Origin of the sequence: Dysosmobacter segnis, from assembly GCF_014297285.1 — a bacterium.
GTDB classification, from domain to species: domain Bacteria; phylum Bacillota; class Clostridia; order Oscillospirales; family Oscillospiraceae; genus Oscillibacter; species Oscillibacter segnis.
The window spans coordinates 225,119-241,152 of the sequence record NZ_JACOQI010000001.1; the positions used below are offsets into that span (position 1 = coordinate 225,119).

Annotated in this window: 19 protein-coding genes; 15 read left to right on the forward strand and 4 right to left on the reverse strand. The window is 52.3% G+C overall.

Annotated elements, in window-relative coordinates; translation table 11 throughout:
• Nucleotides 1–32 precede the first annotated feature (32 nt).
• The 3 genes from H8Z83_RS01155 to H8Z83_RS01165 form a co-directional block, all read right to left on the reverse strand.
• Nucleotides 33–278: a hypothetical protein gene (locus H8Z83_RS01155; protein WP_187013357.1), complete on the reverse strand. Its 246-nt coding sequence runs from the start codon at nt 276–278 to the stop codon at nt 33–35.
• A gap of 95 nt (nt 279–373) precedes the next feature.
• Complete coding sequence (ymfI, locus tag H8Z83_RS01160) at nt 374–1,105, reverse strand: elongation factor P 5-aminopentanone reductase (protein ID WP_187013358.1); 732 nt, start codon at nt 1,103–1,105, stop codon at nt 374–376.
• Between the two features lie 434 nt (nt 1,106–1,539).
• Nucleotides 1,540–2,403, reverse strand: a complete 864-nt coding sequence (locus H8Z83_RS01165) for a hypothetical protein (RefSeq protein ID WP_187013359.1) — start codon at nt 2,401–2,403, stop codon at nt 1,540–1,542.
• A 43-nt stretch (nt 2,404–2,446) separates the two neighbouring features.
• Here H8Z83_RS01165 and H8Z83_RS01170 point away from each other — a divergent pair, with 43 nt between their 5' ends.
• From H8Z83_RS01170 to H8Z83_RS01200, 7 genes are all read left to right on the forward strand, one after another.
• A complete protein-coding gene (locus H8Z83_RS01170) occupies nt 2,447–3,403 on the forward strand; it encodes a replication initiator protein A (protein ID WP_187013360.1) in 957 nt (318 codons plus the stop codon).
• Between the two features lie 70 nt (nt 3,404–3,473).
• On the forward strand, nt 3,474–5,270 hold the full coding sequence (locus H8Z83_RS01175) for a ParB/RepB/Spo0J family partition protein (protein WP_187013361.1): 1,797 nt from the start codon (nt 3,474–3,476) through the stop codon (nt 5,268–5,270).
• A 6-nt stretch (nt 5,271–5,276) separates the two neighbouring features.
• Nucleotides 5,277–5,687 (forward strand): DUF3846 domain-containing protein, encoded by a 411-nt coding sequence (locus H8Z83_RS01180; protein WP_187013362.1) that lies wholly within the window; start codon nt 5,277–5,279, stop codon nt 5,685–5,687.
• Nucleotides 5,688–5,693: 6 nt separating this feature from the next.
• Nucleotides 5,694–6,626 carry an ArdC family protein gene (locus tag H8Z83_RS01185; RefSeq protein ID WP_187013363.1) on the forward strand — a complete coding sequence of 311 codons (933 nt, stop codon included), beginning with the start codon at nt 5,694–5,696 and terminating at the stop codon, nt 6,624–6,626.
• Entirely contained in the window at nt 6,613–7,008 is a 396-nt protein-coding gene (locus tag H8Z83_RS01190; RefSeq protein ID WP_187013364.1) for an LPD28 domain-containing protein, read from the forward strand. The genes H8Z83_RS01185 and H8Z83_RS01190 overlap by 14 nt, the downstream gene beginning before the upstream one ends.
• Before the next feature lie 8 nt (nt 7,009–7,016).
• A complete protein-coding gene (locus H8Z83_RS01195) occupies nt 7,017–7,610 on the forward strand; it encodes a hypothetical protein (protein ID WP_187013365.1) in 594 nt (197 codons plus the stop codon).
• Between the two features lie 14 nt (nt 7,611–7,624).
• Nucleotides 7,625–8,452, forward strand: a complete 828-nt coding sequence (locus H8Z83_RS01200; protein WP_187013366.1) for a hypothetical protein — start codon at nt 7,625–7,627, stop codon at nt 8,450–8,452.
• 77 nt (nt 8,453–8,529) lie between these two features.
• On the opposite strand, the gene H8Z83_RS01205 is transcribed toward H8Z83_RS01200, so the two are convergent.
• Complete coding sequence (locus H8Z83_RS01205; RefSeq protein WP_187013367.1) at nt 8,530–9,372, reverse strand: hypothetical protein; 843 nt, start codon at nt 9,370–9,372, stop codon at nt 8,530–8,532.
• Nucleotides 9,373–9,505: 133 nt separating this feature from the next.
• Between H8Z83_RS01205 and H8Z83_RS01210 the strand changes: the two genes are divergently transcribed.
• The 8 genes from H8Z83_RS01210 (at nt 9,506) to H8Z83_RS01245 (ending at nt 16,012) form a co-directional block, all read left to right on the forward strand.
• The gene (locus H8Z83_RS01210; protein WP_187013368.1) at nt 9,506–9,814 is read left to right on the forward strand and encodes a plasmid mobilization protein; all 309 of its coding nucleotides are present in this window, start codon (nt 9,506–9,508) and stop codon (nt 9,812–9,814) included.
• Entirely contained in the window at nt 9,815–11,197 is a 1,383-nt protein-coding gene (locus H8Z83_RS01215) for a relaxase/mobilization nuclease domain-containing protein (RefSeq protein WP_187013369.1), read from the forward strand.
• Entirely contained in the window at nt 11,124–11,588 is a 465-nt protein-coding gene (locus tag H8Z83_RS01220) for a hypothetical protein (protein ID WP_187013370.1), read from the forward strand. The genes H8Z83_RS01215 and H8Z83_RS01220 overlap by 74 nt, the downstream gene beginning before the upstream one ends.
• A gap of 6 nt (nt 11,589–11,594) precedes the next feature.
• Nucleotides 11,595–12,218: a PcfB family protein gene (locus H8Z83_RS01225; RefSeq protein ID WP_187013371.1), complete on the forward strand. Its 624-nt coding sequence runs from the start codon at nt 11,595–11,597 to the stop codon at nt 12,216–12,218.
• Nucleotides 12,219–12,235: 17 nt separating this feature from the next.
• On the forward strand, nt 12,236–13,105 hold the full coding sequence (locus H8Z83_RS01230) for a hypothetical protein (protein WP_187013372.1): 870 nt from the start codon (nt 12,236–12,238) through the stop codon (nt 13,103–13,105).
• Nucleotides 13,106–13,445: 340 nt separating this feature from the next.
• Nucleotides 13,446–14,306, forward strand: coding sequence for a hypothetical protein (locus H8Z83_RS01235; protein ID WP_187013373.1), 861 nt, complete (start codon nt 13,446–13,448; stop codon nt 14,304–14,306).
• Nucleotides 14,303–15,067 (forward strand): class D sortase, encoded by a 765-nt coding sequence (locus H8Z83_RS01240; RefSeq protein WP_187013374.1) that lies wholly within the window; start codon nt 14,303–14,305, stop codon nt 15,065–15,067. Before H8Z83_RS01235 ends, H8Z83_RS01240 begins: the two co-directional genes overlap by 4 nt.
• Before the next feature lie 156 nt (nt 15,068–15,223).
• Complete coding sequence (locus tag H8Z83_RS01245) at nt 15,224–16,012, forward strand: CAP domain-containing protein (protein ID WP_187013375.1); 789 nt, start codon at nt 15,224–15,226, stop codon at nt 16,010–16,012.
• The last annotated feature ends 22 nt before the right edge of the window (nt 16,013–16,034 follow it).

Consider the following 16,034-nt stretch of genomic DNA (forward strand, 5'->3'; position numbering starts at 1 on the left):
CATTTGTAAAGGGGACGTCCCGGACGGCTTTTTTAATTCCGATGCACGGTTTCGTGCAATTTTTCACCTTCGGCGGCATATACTGAGTAAGTTGCAAATGCAGATATCGCAAAGGAGGGAAGCGTATGGAGCTGAAAAAGCCCGTGGGCGATGTGGATGATCTGATCTTTCAGGACGCCTGGGAGGTCAGTCAACGATAAAGGACTGCCGCTAAGCGGCAGTCCTTTTGTTGTGCGGTTTTGCTGTGCAAAAGCATAGCAAAATAAGAAATGTGCCATTTCCTCGCCCCTGCGGGGCAACCGGAAATGATGCACGAAACCTTCACGCACTGGCATTTGCGCATGTTCGTGGTGCACTGCTCATGCATGAAGTTTTATACAATGAAGCCGCCGTCGGCGGTGAGGACCTGACCGGTGATAAAGCCTGCCCGCTCCGAGGCGAAGAATGCCACGGCATAGGCGATATCCTCGGGTGTTCCCAAGCGGCCCAGAGGCGTCTCGCGGATCAGCTCCTCCACGGTCTCCTGCCCCAGCACCTGCACCATGTCGGTGTTGATGACGCCGGGGGCCACGCAGTTTACCCGGATGCCGGAGGGGGCCAATTCCATAGCCAATGACCGGGTCAGGGCGATGATGCCTGCCTTTGTGCAGGAGTAAGCCACCTCGCAGCTTGCCCCCCGCTGGCCCCAGATGGAGGAAATATTTACGATACAGCCCCGCTTTTCAGAAATCATGTGAGGGAGGGCCGCCTTGACGGTGTTCCGGGCGCCGCTCAGATTTACCGCCAGATACCGGTCCCACATCTCGTCGGTGGTGTCCTGAAACAGCCCCTGACCCGACACACCGGCGTTGTTTACCACTAATTCTACCGGGCTGAAAGTCTCGCCCAGCTTCCGGACCATCTCGGCCACGGCAGCGCTGTCCGCGACATCGGCCTGGAACATGGCGGCATGACAGCCCGCTGCCGTCAGTTCCTCCACCAGCTCCCGGGCCTTGTCCGTCCGATTCAGGTAGTTGATGCCTACAGCCCAGCCCTGATGAGCTAATTCCCGGGCCACGGCCCGGCCAATTCCCCGGGACGCGCCGGTGATCAATGCGGTTTTCATAAGATACCCCCAAACAAAAACTTCCAGTGAAGCGTTAACGAAAAAGAAAAACCACTCCGATGGAGTGGTTTTTATGGTGGAGACGAAGAGGATCGAACTCTCGACCTTACGGATGCGAACCGTACGCTCTCCCAACCGGGTCACTTATATGCACCACAATTCCCGTCGAAGCAAGTATGTATTTGTCGCTGAAAATCGACCATTGTAGAGTAATTGTAGGAAAAATGTATATGGCCTCGTTTCATTCTTAGGCTGAAAATGTCTACAAATAGGTCAAAGAAACTTTCTTGCATTATAACTCGCATATTGTTGGGATGTCAACACAATGGCAACAATACGGTTCGCATCCCCTTGGGGGAATGTTGAAAATTGAAGATTTCGGACGATATGTTCGCATCCAAAGGCACTTATGGGTGGCGGTAGTAATAAGATCGTCAGTCCATGACATCTATGAGAAAACCATATCTTCCTGTGTTCGCATTTTTGGTGAAATGAATAAGGTTGACATTGGAATAATCAATTTCTGGAATTTCATTCTCGATAACAATAGTTTGGATTCCCTCAGAAGTGCTAGCGATATTTTCAAATAGTCCATTTCGCATTGACTGAGATGGCTTTTGAGTATCAATTTCTTTCAAAGAGAGAATCGGCGAATCTAAGAGAATTAATCCGGGTGCATAGTGTGCATGTTTTTGCATGTATCTTGACAATACTATCGCTACGGCAGAGTTCAGATATGCATTGTATCCTTTTCCGTTCGCACTTTTCTTTTTCCCGTTTAGAACAATATCCATAGTTGCTTTGTCAAATATTAGCGAAGTGAGATTTGGGTATTTGCAGTCTTCAAGGAACAGTTTTATCCATTTACCAAATTCAGAAACAAAAGAATAATCGAAGTAGTCTTTGACTTTAAACTTATTTTCAGACTCACCTAAAGACTCTGTATCTATTATGTCGCTTGTTTTTTGCTCAACTAATTTCTTAAGAAACGATATTTCATTTTGATATTCAAGAGTCTTTTTGTATTCCGCTATTTTTTCCTTCAATTGATTAGCTTTGGGAGTTAACTTATTGGCAACTAACTCTTCTGCAGACTGCTTTTTTGCAAGAAGACTCTCTATTGACGATTCAAGTATATCCTTTTCTGCCAACAGTTCGTCGTATGCCTTTTGCAGATCTTTTGCTTGAAGTTTAATTTTCTTATAATCAGATTTTGCCGCTTCGATATAATTGGGCGTTTTTTCAATACGGATTTTCCCATCACAAAAAGGACATTGTGTTTCTGATATCTGTGGCATATTAGCCGTACCATCTACTATAAAACTATCTGGAGGTGATACTATGTCTCAATCTGTGGTTTTTGACTACTACTACGGAGACGAAAGCAGCCAGTTTTCTTTTTACCGCATCCCCCGCCAGCTTGTCACCGGGCAGCAGTTCAAGAAAATATCCACTGACGCGAAGCTGCTGTATGGCCTCCTGCTTGACCGAATGGGCCTGTCAGTGCGGAACGGTTGGTACGATGACGCTGGCAGGGTCTATATCTTTTATACATTGGATGAGATACAAGAGGACTTAAATTGTGGTCACGAAAAGGCTGTCAAATTATTGTCCGAACTGGATACAGATAAAGGTTGCGGTCTGATCGAGCGAGTAAAGCAAGGGCAAGGCAGACCAACAAAAATCTATGTCAAACGCTTCACTACCCGCCGAGTACCTGCTGAAACCCCTGCGCCGCAGGAGACTCCCAGACTTCCGAAAATCGGAAGTCAAGAAGTCGGAAAATCAGAAGTCAAGAGTTCCGATAATCCGAAGTCAAGACTTCCGATTTTCCGAAGTGCAGACTTCGGAAAATCAGACGGTAATTATATTGAATCTAATCAAACTGATTTTAGCTATAAAAATCAATCTATCCATCCATCGCCTTCCGCCGAGCAGCCGGGATGGATGGATAGAAGCGAGTATCTGAGAGAGATCAAAGAGAATATCGAGTACCCGTTTCTTTGTCAACAGTTCAATGCCGATGATGTAGATGAGGTCGTGGGGCTGATGGCGGATGTGATGTGTTCCACACAGTCAACGGTACGGATCGGCGGTGAGAATATCCCGCTGCCACAGGTGCAAGCCCGCTTCTACCGACTGGACTACTCGCTGATGGTCTATGTGTTTGAGTGTCTGCGCCGCAATACCACACAAGTCCGTAATATCCGCGCATACCTGCTCACCACGCTGTTCAACGCCCCGCTGACCATGAATAACCACTATCAGGCCGAAGTCCAACATGACTTCGGCCCTTAATTTTGGTTGAAAATGTGGCTCAAATTGAGACACATTTTTCGACATAAAACTTGAATATGGAGGTAAATCAATGTCCAATGAAAAGAAAAACCCGCTGATTGGTGCGTTTCGGACACCTGTTGCCGGAGCGCCGCCCACTCCCGCACCGCCTATTCCTGCCAAAGGAACAAAACCGCCCATTCTATCGCCCGCCGCTGTCAAGCCCGGTGAAGTGAAGAAGCCTGCCGAACCCGCCAAGGATGATAAAGTGGCTAAGGATGGTAGGCCCGTTGCGGCTCCGGTCACTCCCGCCAAACCTGACGAGGGGAAGAAGCCCGCCGAACCCGCCAAGGACGATAAGGCAGCCAAGGATGGCAAGCCCGCTACGGCCCCGGTCACTCCCGCCAAACCTGACGAGGGGAAGAAGCCTGCTGAACTGGCCAAGGATGATAAGGCGGTCAAGGACAGTAAGCCTGCTGATGCTCCCGCCGCTCCCACCAAGCCTGGCGAGGTGAAGAAGTCCGCCGAACCCGCCAAGGACGATAAGGCGGTCAAGGATGGCAAGCCCGCTGCGGCTCCGGTCGCTCCCGCCAAAGCTGACGAGGTGAAGAAACCCGCCGAACCTGCCAAGGACGATAAGGCAGCCAAGGATGGCAAGCCCGCTGCGGCTCCGCTTACTCCCGCTAAACCCGACGAGGTGAAGAAGTCCGCCGAACCCGCCAAGGACGATAAGGCGGTCAAGGCTGATAAGCCCGCTGATGTTCCCGTCGCTTCCACCAAGCCTGACGAGGTTAAAAAGCCCGATGAACCGGCCAAGGCGGCGGTGACGCAGAAATCGCCGGAACAGCCGAAGGATGCTACTACGGCTACCCGTACCGCAGATGGGCCAAAAGGCTCTGCCGTGACCAAGGTGTTTGAGGATCGGCTGGATGCCCCTGCCGAAGCTGATTTTTTCAAGCTGCCCATCCCCAATGAGGGAGAAATTTACAGTATGGCCGTTCATCCGGCATATCTGAAGGACTTTCTGGATCATCCCTTTACGGTGAACCGTGAGACGCAGGACTATAAAGACCTGTTTGAGTCCATCAAGACCTATGGTATTCGTGAACCTGTCCTCTGTCGGCCCGGTCGCAACGGTGGCCTTGAGATCATTTCCGGTCATCGCCGCCATGACATCGGCGCACAGCTGAATTACCCTATTCCTGTTCTGATCGAGCGTGTGGACGAGGATGACGCACAGATTCAATGCGTAGACGGAAACCTCCACCGTAAGGATATTCCTATCTCCGAACTGGCCCGTGCCGCACAGATGAAAATGGACGCACTGAAACGCAAGGCCGGACGCCGCTCCAAGGCGGATATTCTGGCGGGTAAGGAGCCGATGAAGCGCAGCGATGAGCAGGTGGGAGAAGATTTAGGCATGAGCCGCGCCAGCGTGCAGCGATTGATGCGCGTTAATCAGTTGGAGGAGCCGCTGAAAAAAATGGTGGATAAAAAGGAACTGCCGCTGGATACCGCCGAGCAGATTTCCCACATGAAGCCCACCGAGCAGAAAACACTTGCGGACGCCATAGAAAAAGAGGGCGGAAAAGTCCCATCCAAGACGGAGGCGGTCAAGTTGAAGGAGGAAAGCCGTGCCGGTACGCTCACTGCACAGAAAATTGAGAACTCCGTTGCGCCCACCAAGCGGGAAATCGACCCGCCGTTGAAGGTAACTTTTCAAGATGACGAGTTGCGCCCCTACTTCCCGGACAAGGGAACCACCGTCGCTACGGTCAAGCGCACGATGTTCGAGGCGATGGATCTTCGCAAAAAGGCGCTGGAACGCCAGAAAATGAAGATGCAGACCGAGAAGGAACCTAAGAAGAAATCTGAGCCGGAGAGGTGACGGAGCATGACGGTTGTAATTGTTAAACCGGGGTATGCTCCGTATGAGGCGGAGATCAACGGCTTAGATGAAATGCAGGAGGTCGTAGGCGGAACGATCCAGGCCATCTACCCCTTTGAGGATAGGGCCGCAGTTGTCTGCAATGATGAGGGTATTCTTTTGGGAATGCCGTACAACCGAAGCGTTCCCGGCGGATATGGCGGCGTATTTGGCCCGTTTTTTGTGTGCGGCTTGGGCGAAGAGGACTTTTGCTCTTTGACCCCGGAGCAGGTCAAATCCTACAAGAAGGAATTTCACTGTGCTGAAATCCTGATTGGAGCAACAGGCAATACTCCCATCACGATGAAGGTGCAGCCCAAAGCGGTAGGCAGCCCCGGCCAAGAAAAAAGCCGGAATGACCCTCCGGGGCGGGAGTGAGCTGTCATGCAGGAATATACTTCCCCAAGCGAACGGCTGAAGGCACTGACAGATCAATTGGAGCAGGGCGTGTCAGATATTTTTCAAAGCGGTCAATACGCAGCTTATCTTACTGCCATGTCGAAATTCCACCATTATAGCTTTGGCAATACCATGCTGATTTTCATGCAATGCCCAAATGCCACCAATGTTGCGGGTTATCACGATTGGAGAAGGAATTTTGGCCGACAGGTCAAGCGAGGCGAGCGTGGCATCACCATACTCGCCCCTTGCCCATACCGCAGGAAGGAAGAAGTGGAGGAAACTGCTTTGGATGGTTCACCCGCTACCTCTGTTCAATGGGTGCAGCGCATGGGCTTCCGCACCGTTACGGTATTCGATGTAAGCCAGACGGAGGGAAAACCGCTGCCTGAGTTTGTAAAAAAGTTGACCGGCGATGTAGCACAGTATGAGAGCATGGTTGCGACTCTGCGCAGCATTTCCCCTTACCCCATTTCCATGGAGTCGTTTCCGGGCGGTGCTTATGGCTGCTGCAATTTTGCGGAACAACGTATTTTTGTCCAGCCCGACATGAGCCAAGCACAAACCATCAAAACCATGATCCATGAGGTCAGTCACGCTAAACTCCATGCACCAATAGAGGACGGTGACGGTGAAACACCACCACAGCGCAAGCGGCGCTTTGTCCGGGAAATGGAGGCTGAAAGCGTGGCTTATGTAGTCTGTCAGCATTTCGGGATTGATACCGCTGATTACTCTTTCGGCTATGTGGCCGGATGGAGCCACGGAAAGGATCTATCGCAGCTGAAAGCGTCATTAGAACTGATCCGTAATACCGCCGCAGAACTGATCGACGGTATCGACCCACCGAAAGAACTGCCCCCGCCTACACAGAAAAAACAGCGAACAAAAAGGAGAAATGCCTATGAGCGCAGTTGACGCCCGGAAAGAACACTATGAGGCCGTGGAGATTTTAGGCATCCCCGGCCTTTTCACTACCCTTCGAGTAGACCGTGCCACTATCCCAAAAGGCGTGTATGCCTATGATATGCAAACCAGTGAACAGGATTGGAGCCAACCTTGCCTGCTTGCCCGGCATATCACGGTGGAGCATTTCGGCACCGTCCTGACCGCAAGCCCTGTTCCCATTCCGCCCAATGGGTATCTCAATTTGTCCCCCGGTGATTTTGAAGGCCAGTTCTGCGGCGAGCGTATGACGCTGGCTGATTTTGAAGCCAAATGGCTATCCCCAGTCAAACGACCGCCCAAGAAAAAGGTGCTCCATAAAGCCGCACCCCGCCGTCCTGCACCGATTCGATGAGGTGCGTTATGGGAAAAGAAATCAGTTTGATCGCGTTTCTGGACGAAGTGGTGTCCCGGAATACGCAGCATTACAGAAAAGATTTTGAACTGGATGCTCAGAAACTGCGTGACGCACTGAACAGCCCCTATATGGATGAACGGATATTCTACTTCATGTCTCGCCCTAACGGGACATGGTGTGTGCTGGAACGGGATGTCTTTCTCCGAGACAGCGACGGGTATAAGATTTGGACACACTATGCGGATATGCCCGATGGCATCGAAGCCTATCGCGTCACCATCACTGGGCGGCGCGGCACAGCCCCTATGGGTCATGTTGTGAAGCTGAATTACCGGGAACAGGTACAGCGGGTCATAAAAGTAGCTATCCCCTTTGATGATGTGGAGCTTACTTTTTACTCCGGGGAGAAGTTTCGTATGCCGATGGAGCAGTACAGAAAGCAGCGGGAAGAAATTTTCTTTGAGTATGGAGCCATTCAGAATTTTCGCTGCTGCCCCAAAAGCGAGGCGGAATTGTACCGCGTTATTTCGATGGAACATCGCTTGCAAAAGTGCTGGCAGCCCAAAACAAAAAAGGGGCCGGACACTCCGGCCAGATAGGAGGTGTTGAGTCCATGCCTGAAAAAGACAGTGAGGACAGCTTTTATTATTTGAACGCATATCAGGACGATATTACGCCCGGCCAGAAAATGACGATCCTGCATAACATTTCTTTCAACGATTGGCGGGCCGGCCCTCATATCGCCCCGCTGGTCACGCTGACGAGAGAGGAAGTCACACAGCGCAAGGAGGCCAGCATTACGCTGGAAAAAGAGCTGTACGCCCAGCTAAAAAAACTTGCGGCGGCGTGGGATGAACAGGCCGCACAGACGATGCTTCTGGAACGGGCGCTGGAATATCTGCAAACGCCAGAGGTCGAGCATACCTCCAATGAGTGGAAACAGGACAAAAACGGGATATGGGAGATCAGCAACCGCACCTATAAAATGCGGTACAAAATCTTCTATGAAAAGGCCGCCGATGTTTACCTCGTCAGCTGGGGCATCATCTACAACGCACCCAAGCAGCCGAATAGTAACTACAAAAATTATTGGGGAGACAGTATCTATGTCGCACGGCAGGACAAGAAAAAATACCCCAGTATGGAGGCCGCACAACATTATATCCAAGGTCGGTTTGACCTGTATTGCCACCTGTTCCGGGAAATATCCCCGTCAGTCCCCAATGAGTGCAGACGGATGTTCAGCATCAACGGCCATCTGGCCCCCGGATACACACTGGCCCCTCCTGACAAATCAGAACCAAGCAAGCAGACAGTGGATGACCTGTTGGCCTGTCTGGACGATGTGGATATGGCAGAGCCGCCCGTCAAGCCGCCTGAGAAATGCCGGAAGGAGCAAAGGAAAACCGAGGCCCAAAAGAAGCATATCCCGACACGGTAGGACAGCGGCGCTCTGCGTCGCTGTCCCAGCCAGCATGGAATTTTGACATCAAAATTCCGCTGGTTAGGGGCGTGCCCCTAAGACCCCCCAAACTCAAAGGATGTGTGTTTGAAAAATATGCCTAACACAAAAATAATAATAGGTGCAACATACAGAAGAAGATGGCAAAGATGCAAAAAAAGAATATGAATACGTTGCAAATGAGGAGCATTTTCTGAAATATATCCGTTTAATTCTTTGATTATCACCTCGTCGCTTTTATCATTGGCAACAGTTTCTGCGGTTTCATTTTTGGAAAAGATATTTTTAAGCTTTCTTGTAAACCGATGAGCGTTTTTCTTCCCTGTATATAGGTTGATATCATATTCTTTGCAAAGATGACGAATGGTATAATAGAAATCCAGATCATCGCGCACCTCAGTATTACTTACAAGTCGATCGTACTCTAACTTTAGCCTCTCTAACTTTTCACAACATAAAGCTCTATTTGTACAAGATTTATTACCGCAATTTTGGCACTCCTCGTCAGGTATAGTATCGACTTGTGAAGTGCTATCGGTGTCATTGTGAGAAAAATTTGGAAGTGAACCGACTTCTCTCTTTAGACGCTTTACTTCATTTAAGGCCGTCTGAATTTTTGAAATACGCTCTGGATAACCCGCTTTGCTATTTACGATGGAATATATTAAAACGATAGTAGAAAGAATAATACTGCTATAAGAAGTCCATGTACTATCGAATAACCCGGGGTAAAATTCCGCAGACAGCGCATATACAATAAGGGCCATGCTATAATAGATTAGAATAAAATCCGAACGTTTGGCATCTTTTGATATTCTTTTCAACTGATTTGCATAATTGGATTGTGTCCTATCCATTATTCTGTAATATTTATCGCGATTATAAAGAGGAACGTTCATGTTTGTACCCCCAAGCATAATGCCATTAAATTATTTACTGATTATCTTTCATTTTACATCAAGCGGCAGATTTTTCAATTCCTAATGCGTCTCGAATTGAGACGCATTATTTTTTATCAGAAAGGAGACAACCATGCGAGAAACTGCAAAGACAATGGCACTCCGGCTGAACGCCGCGGAGTACGCGCACCTGTGCCGACAGGCAGAAGTGACCGGGCTGAAAAAGGAGCCGTTGGTACGGCAGCTCATTATGGGCGTAAATCTCCGTCCTCGTCCCCCTGACGCCTATGCCGACCTGCTTCGGGCGCTGTCCGCCATCGGGAATAACATCAACCAGTTGGCCCATCAAGCCAACGCCAGGGGCGCAGCCACCGGTGACGAGATCACGGAAGCGCTGCATCTGGTGCGGCAGGCCACACGATTGGTGCGGGAGCGGCTTTGAATGGCGTATACGAAGATCATTGTCATTCATAGCCGATTGGACAGGTGCCTGGGCTATACGCAGGACGAGGAAAAGACCTCTTTGGAAACAGTGCTGGACTACGCCATGAACCGGGATAAGACCGAGCAGGACTGTTTTGAAACTGCGCTGAACTGTGACCGGGAAACCGCCTATGCGGACATGATGGACACCAAGCGCCGCTGGGGCAAGACCAGCCGCAAACGCAAGGGCTATCATGTGATTCAGTCCTTTGCTCCCGGCGAGGTCGCGCCGGAGCAGGCCCACGCCATCGGCGTCGAACTGGCGCAGCGGCTTTTGGCGGATAAATACGAAGTAGTGGTGTCCACGCATTTGAACAAAGCGCACCTACATTCACATATCGTATTCAACAGCGTGTCCTTTGTGGACGGAACCATGTACCGTGACCGTATCGCGGACTTGCTGGGCGGCTCCGGGGTAGGTATCCGGGGAACATCGGATGCGATTTGTCTGGAGCATGGCCTGTCGATCATTGAATCCAGTGAGCCATCCGTCAGCCGTGCCGAGTGGGGGGCAGAAAAGGCGGGGAAGCCCAACTTTCGGGGGCTGACCCGTGCGGACATAGATATAGCCATCGCCAGCGCCTACACCATGCGTTCTTTTTGGGGAGAGTTGGTGAAAATGGGCTATCAAGTCAAACGGTATCCCCAAGTGACCCATGCGGCGGTCAAGCCGCCGGGCGGCGCACGCTTTCTTCGGCTGGACAAGCTGGGGACTGGGTATAGCGAGGCGGAGATATTCTCCCGCCTTACGGAGAACCGCACCGGCACAGCGCCGCCGCTCAGCAGCCATGCCCCCATCCTGCCGCAGCGGTATTTCCCCTATGGGCGGCGATACCGTGTGAAAGGCCATTTGCCATTAAAGACAGGCCGCGCACGGGGCTTCCGGCTTCTGTACCTGAAATATCTTTATCTGCTGAGGAAGCCGCCATCCCGGCGCAAGACCCCTGTCTCACGGGCAGAGGCCATTAAGTTTGAACGCTATCAGGAGCAATTCTACTACCTGCGGGAAAATCGCATCGACAGCGCAGAACAGCTGTCCATGCAGATGGATGCACTGCAAGCAGAGATAGACAATCTGACTGACCGCCGTGGCGATCTTTACCGTTTGCACCGACGGCTGCCGGAGGATGCGGCCTGCTCCGAGGAAATTGGCACGATCACCGCACGGCTGCGGATACTGCGCCGGGAGCTGAAGTTATGCGCTCGCATCGAAGGCGATATTCCAGCCGTGCAGGCACAAATCAGAATACAGGAAGAAAGGAGCCGCCATGAAAAAACTGATAAAAGCAGACCTGAGCAAAGTGTTGGAACTGACCGCAGCGTATCAACCCATCAACTGTGACAGCCTGAAAGCTGAACTGGAAATTTTATCGCAAAACGGATATAGCGATGATCTCTTTCTGGCCCGGAAAGACCGTTTTCGCTTGATGGCGCTGTCTGAGGTCTATACCGTCGGTAGTGATGCCAATAGGCTTCTCGCTATGTTTGAGGTACAAACCTGCTGGCCGGTTTTAACGCTGCTGCTTCACGCAGAGTACATGGAGGGCGATGTCCGCCGTGGGAGTGTGATTTTAATGGACTATCCTGAACTCGTCCGAGATGTAGTGCTTTTTAACCGGCTCCCCAATACCCAGCGAGAGAGGCATATCAAGCAGATGATAAGCCGCTGTCTGCGTTGCGCCCCGCAGTGTACGATGGTGGATCTGATCGGATATTTGAAAACCGGGAGGTGAAAGAAAATGGACGCAAGTGGAGAAGTGGCCGACCTGATGGTAAAGGAGAGCATCCAGCTGACGGAGGAAAGCATCAAGCTGTTGGCGGCAGGCTGTAAAAACCTGACCGCCTTTTTATATGCTTTGGCGAAGGATAATAAAAAGCTGGTGGGAAAGACCAGTATGAAGCGCCTGCTGCGGGAGGGCAAGGAATTGAAAACCTTTTGCATCAAGGCCGAGGATTTGAACGACTTCCGCAAATACGCCAAGCCCAATATTCTCTTTGCCGCGATCCGGGATACAAAGGAGGATGACGGATTGGTAGCGCTTGTTACCAACACAGACTTTGTATCGCAGGTCAATCTGTTCATGCAGCGCCGGGGCTATCCCGCCCCCACGCAGACGCAGGAGGACGATACCGTAAAAAAAGACGCACCCCGCACTCAACAAGGGAACTCCTCACCAGAGCGCGGGAATGGCTCGACAGTATCGAGAATGAGCCAGACGACGAGGACTACTGATACGGCTGAGAAAATCAGTGATATTCCCACGGTAAAAGGCCGATTGGCTGTGTTGCAGAAAACCGCTGCGGGGATGCGGGACGGTCAGGCGAAGCAGCGTTCCCAGCCCACACAGCAGAAATCAAGATAACAGGAGGAATTTTTAGTATGGCAAATCTGGAACAGATCGTGAGCCGTAAGGCCGAAAACGATACGAAGTGGAAAGAAGCCCAGCAGGCCGAGAGGGAAAATACTACGGCGATGCAGGACGCCGGAATCACGGAGATCACCAGCAATCCCGAAGCATACGCCCGCTATCTGGAGATGCAGGGGGACAACCCCTCTTACAGCGCCGGCAATATCGCGCTGGTGATGTTTGGGAACCCGGAGGCCACCGTGTTCGGAACCCGTGACCGCTGGAAAACGCTGAACCGTTCCGTTATGGACAGCGAGAAGAACAACGGCGTGAAAATTTTTGCCCGCTCTCCTATGGGGCGCGGTTATACGCTGGCGGATGCCTATGACATCAAGCAGACGCAGGGCCGGGATATTTCCCGGATCACCTTGCAGAATGACAGTAAGGAAATGGAGGCGGCGTTGACCACCGTTCTGAATTATGCCGTTGTGCCGGTGGTCATTGACAAGGAGCTTCCCGCGCCCGCCTTTTATGATTCGGCCAATCTGGAACTGGCCATCAACCCGGACTACCCCGACAACGAAGCCTTTGCGGCGATCACCGCCGAGGTAGCCCACAGCCGTTTCCATGCCAAGGGCGCCAATGCCAGCTATGACCGCGGCGAGTGTGAGTTGGACGCACAGAGCATTTCCTATATCCTCTGCCGCAGATACGGGATTGAACGGCCTATGCCGGATATGTCGAACCTCGCTGCTCTCTATGAGGGCTGGGAACCGCAGGAGTGCCGACAGGCTCTCGATAATATTCAGGATACCAGTAAGCAGTTTGGGCGCTCCATTGAGAAAAATCTGGAGATGGGCAAACAGCGCAGCCGCGCCCCGGTACATCGTCCTACCCGGTAAAGTCCCGACAACAGGGGGTGTCTCCCCTTTGGGGAGTATGAGCCACCGCCCACCCCTGTCAAGGCCGCACGATTGCTGGCGCAATCATGCGCGGAGTCAGCCAGTGCGCGCACTGGCTGAGCCTTGACCGGGCTGTTCGCTGGCTCATTAGGTAATCAAGGGGAGGACACCCCAAAAGCCGCTGTCAGCGGCTTTTGCCATATTGGGAGCGCGGCGCGTCCAACGCAGTGCCAGCGAGCCCGTCAGCCCGCCCCGCCGTGAGCCATCGGCGGGGCGTTTTTCAAAAATGCGGCTCAATTTGAGACGCATTTCTACATTATATCAATATGGAGGAACCACTATGAAACGCACAGTATCGTTGTGCATCACCGCGTTGCTCTCCTGCCTGTTGACCTGCCCAGCCTTAGCAGCGGATACGCTGCTCCTGACTCCGACGCTCTATCCCACAGAGGTCAACGAGTACGCCAGCGGAGAGGAAATGCGGTTGGAGCGCACCTATTGCCTGTCTCCCACAGATGATCCGGCCAGCATCCCCGTCGGCGATTTTGACCGGGAGGGCTGGCACTACACGCTGTTGGATGTGACCCGGCAGGAGAACTCCAAGAGCGATGAGAAGGACTATGCCGAAACCTACACGCTGAACATGGACACAAAGGACATGGAGAAGATCATGCCCCAGCTGGCTGCGGAGCGCACCGTTACCACGGAGGACGGTTACACCGGGACTTTGGTGCTGGACACCTCCAGCATCAAGGTAGAAGCTGCGGGCTATAACACTTCCACCAAGACTGTAACGGCAACCCGAACCTACCCAAACCTGTCTGATGCGGATATATCCTTTGTCCCCAAGAGCATTACGGACAATGGCCGCACGATGGAATTGGCAGATGTGCAGTGGCAGGAGTCGGACGGTTTTTATCATGCCTCGGCTACCTACACAGGAAAGGTATCCAGCAAATATGCTACCGGCTATATTGTCACGGCGGATTATTCCGGTGAGGTAGTCCGTACCACGATGGACGATACCATTTACACCGCAATTTTCAGTGGGACGCCTATCCAGCCGGAACGCAGTGCTTTCGACTGGCGCTATCTGCTGATTCTGCCCGCTGGTGCCGGTGTGGCTGGCCTCGTTGTGCTGGGCCGTAATTGGCTGAAAAAGCGAAAGAACGAAAAGAAATGGGAGGAGTACACGAAATGAAATGGAAAACCTTGTGCCTGACGGCGGCATTGACCGCCGTGCTGGCTGCGGTGCCCGCCTATGCGCTGGATTACACGGTGGACGCCCCGGAGGACTATCTCTTTGGCAGGCCGACCAGTGTGGAAACGGTCACAGAGTACGGCGCGGACAATGTTGACCGCAGCAAGAACACGGCACTGATCCCGCCCGCCTTTGGCAGTCCCACCAGTTACCTGCCCGATACGGGTGAGCCCCTGACGCCTAACCTGACCCCCGGCGCCCACAGCGGCGGGCTGGTCAGTTCCGTCGGATCTGTTGGCGGTGTGCCCTATCCCACAGTGGATAGCGGCGGCAGCTGGAACAGCACGGCGTACACTCCGGTTTCCTCTGACCTTTATTACAGCAACGGCAGTTTGGGAACGCTGAAAATCCCGGCCATCGGTCTAACCGTCAAGGTCTATGAGGGGACGGATAGCAACGCACTGAAAAAAGGAACGGGTCATTTCAGCGACTCCAGCATTTGGAATGGGAATGTGTGTATCGCTGGGCACAACCGCGGCGTCAACAATCACTTTGGACAGATCCACACGCTGACCGTAGGCGATACCATCACCTACACGACGAAGCTGGGGACACGAAGCTACACCGTTACCAGTGTGTCTAAGGTGCTGGAGACGGACACCAGCGGCACAACGGCCAGTAGTGACAACCGCCTGACCCTTTATACCTGCGTCAGAGATCAGTCGGTATATCGCTGGATGGTCTGCGCTGTGGAGCGCTAAAAACTGAATAGCGGCAGTCAAAATGCGGCTCAATTTGAGACACAATTCGACGATGTATTTCGTGGCCGTTGGATGATTTTTTGCGAGTTGTGTGAGATTATGACATAATAACGGTAGGCAGAAATGCCAATCATTCTTATGTCTGGAGGAAATGCCATGAAAAAACCATACACATCCTTTGTTGCCGGATTGCTGGTTGGCGTTGCCCTGTTCGGCGGGGCCACAGCCCATGCTGCGGGCATTATGGCAGAGCGCAGCACCCACCGCGTATTTGTCGATGGACGGGAAGTACAGATGGAAGCCTATGTCATCAACGGCAACAACTATGTGAAGCTGCGGGACATTGGCGAACAGGTCGGCTTCAATGTTTATTGGGACAGCGACAACGGCTGTGTGCAGGTGGAAAGTGGAAGGCCCTACACTGGGGAAGCGCCTGCAAAGGCAGAACCGGACAAGCCGGTACCGCAGCCAGAATCCACAGCCCCTGCCGATGTGGATGCCATGAAACAGGACATCGTGGAACGCACCAACGCGCTTCGTAAGGAAAACGGCATCACCGCCCTGACCACCAGCGACAAGCTCATGCAGGCGGCGCAGGTGCGAGCCGATGAAATGGCCGCCAACACGGTCTATTCCCACACCAGACCGGATGGTCGGAACTTCAATACGGTCACGGACTGCCCGTACATGGCGGAAAACATCCATCGGATCGCCACACGTTACCTTTCCCAACATGATGTGAGCCTCGCGGAAGCGGCAGTCGATGGCTGGGCCAATTCCGAGACACATCTGCGGAATATACGCAATGAACGCCTAAACGCTATCGGTGTGGGCATTGCCAAGGGCGTCAATGCTGCCGGAGAGGAAAGCTGGTACTGCGTTCAGCTCTTTCTCTATGATGGCTGTGTGATCTCACAGGTAGATACACCTATTACGCCCAAGTAAATATCCCTTTTCTGAAAGAGCA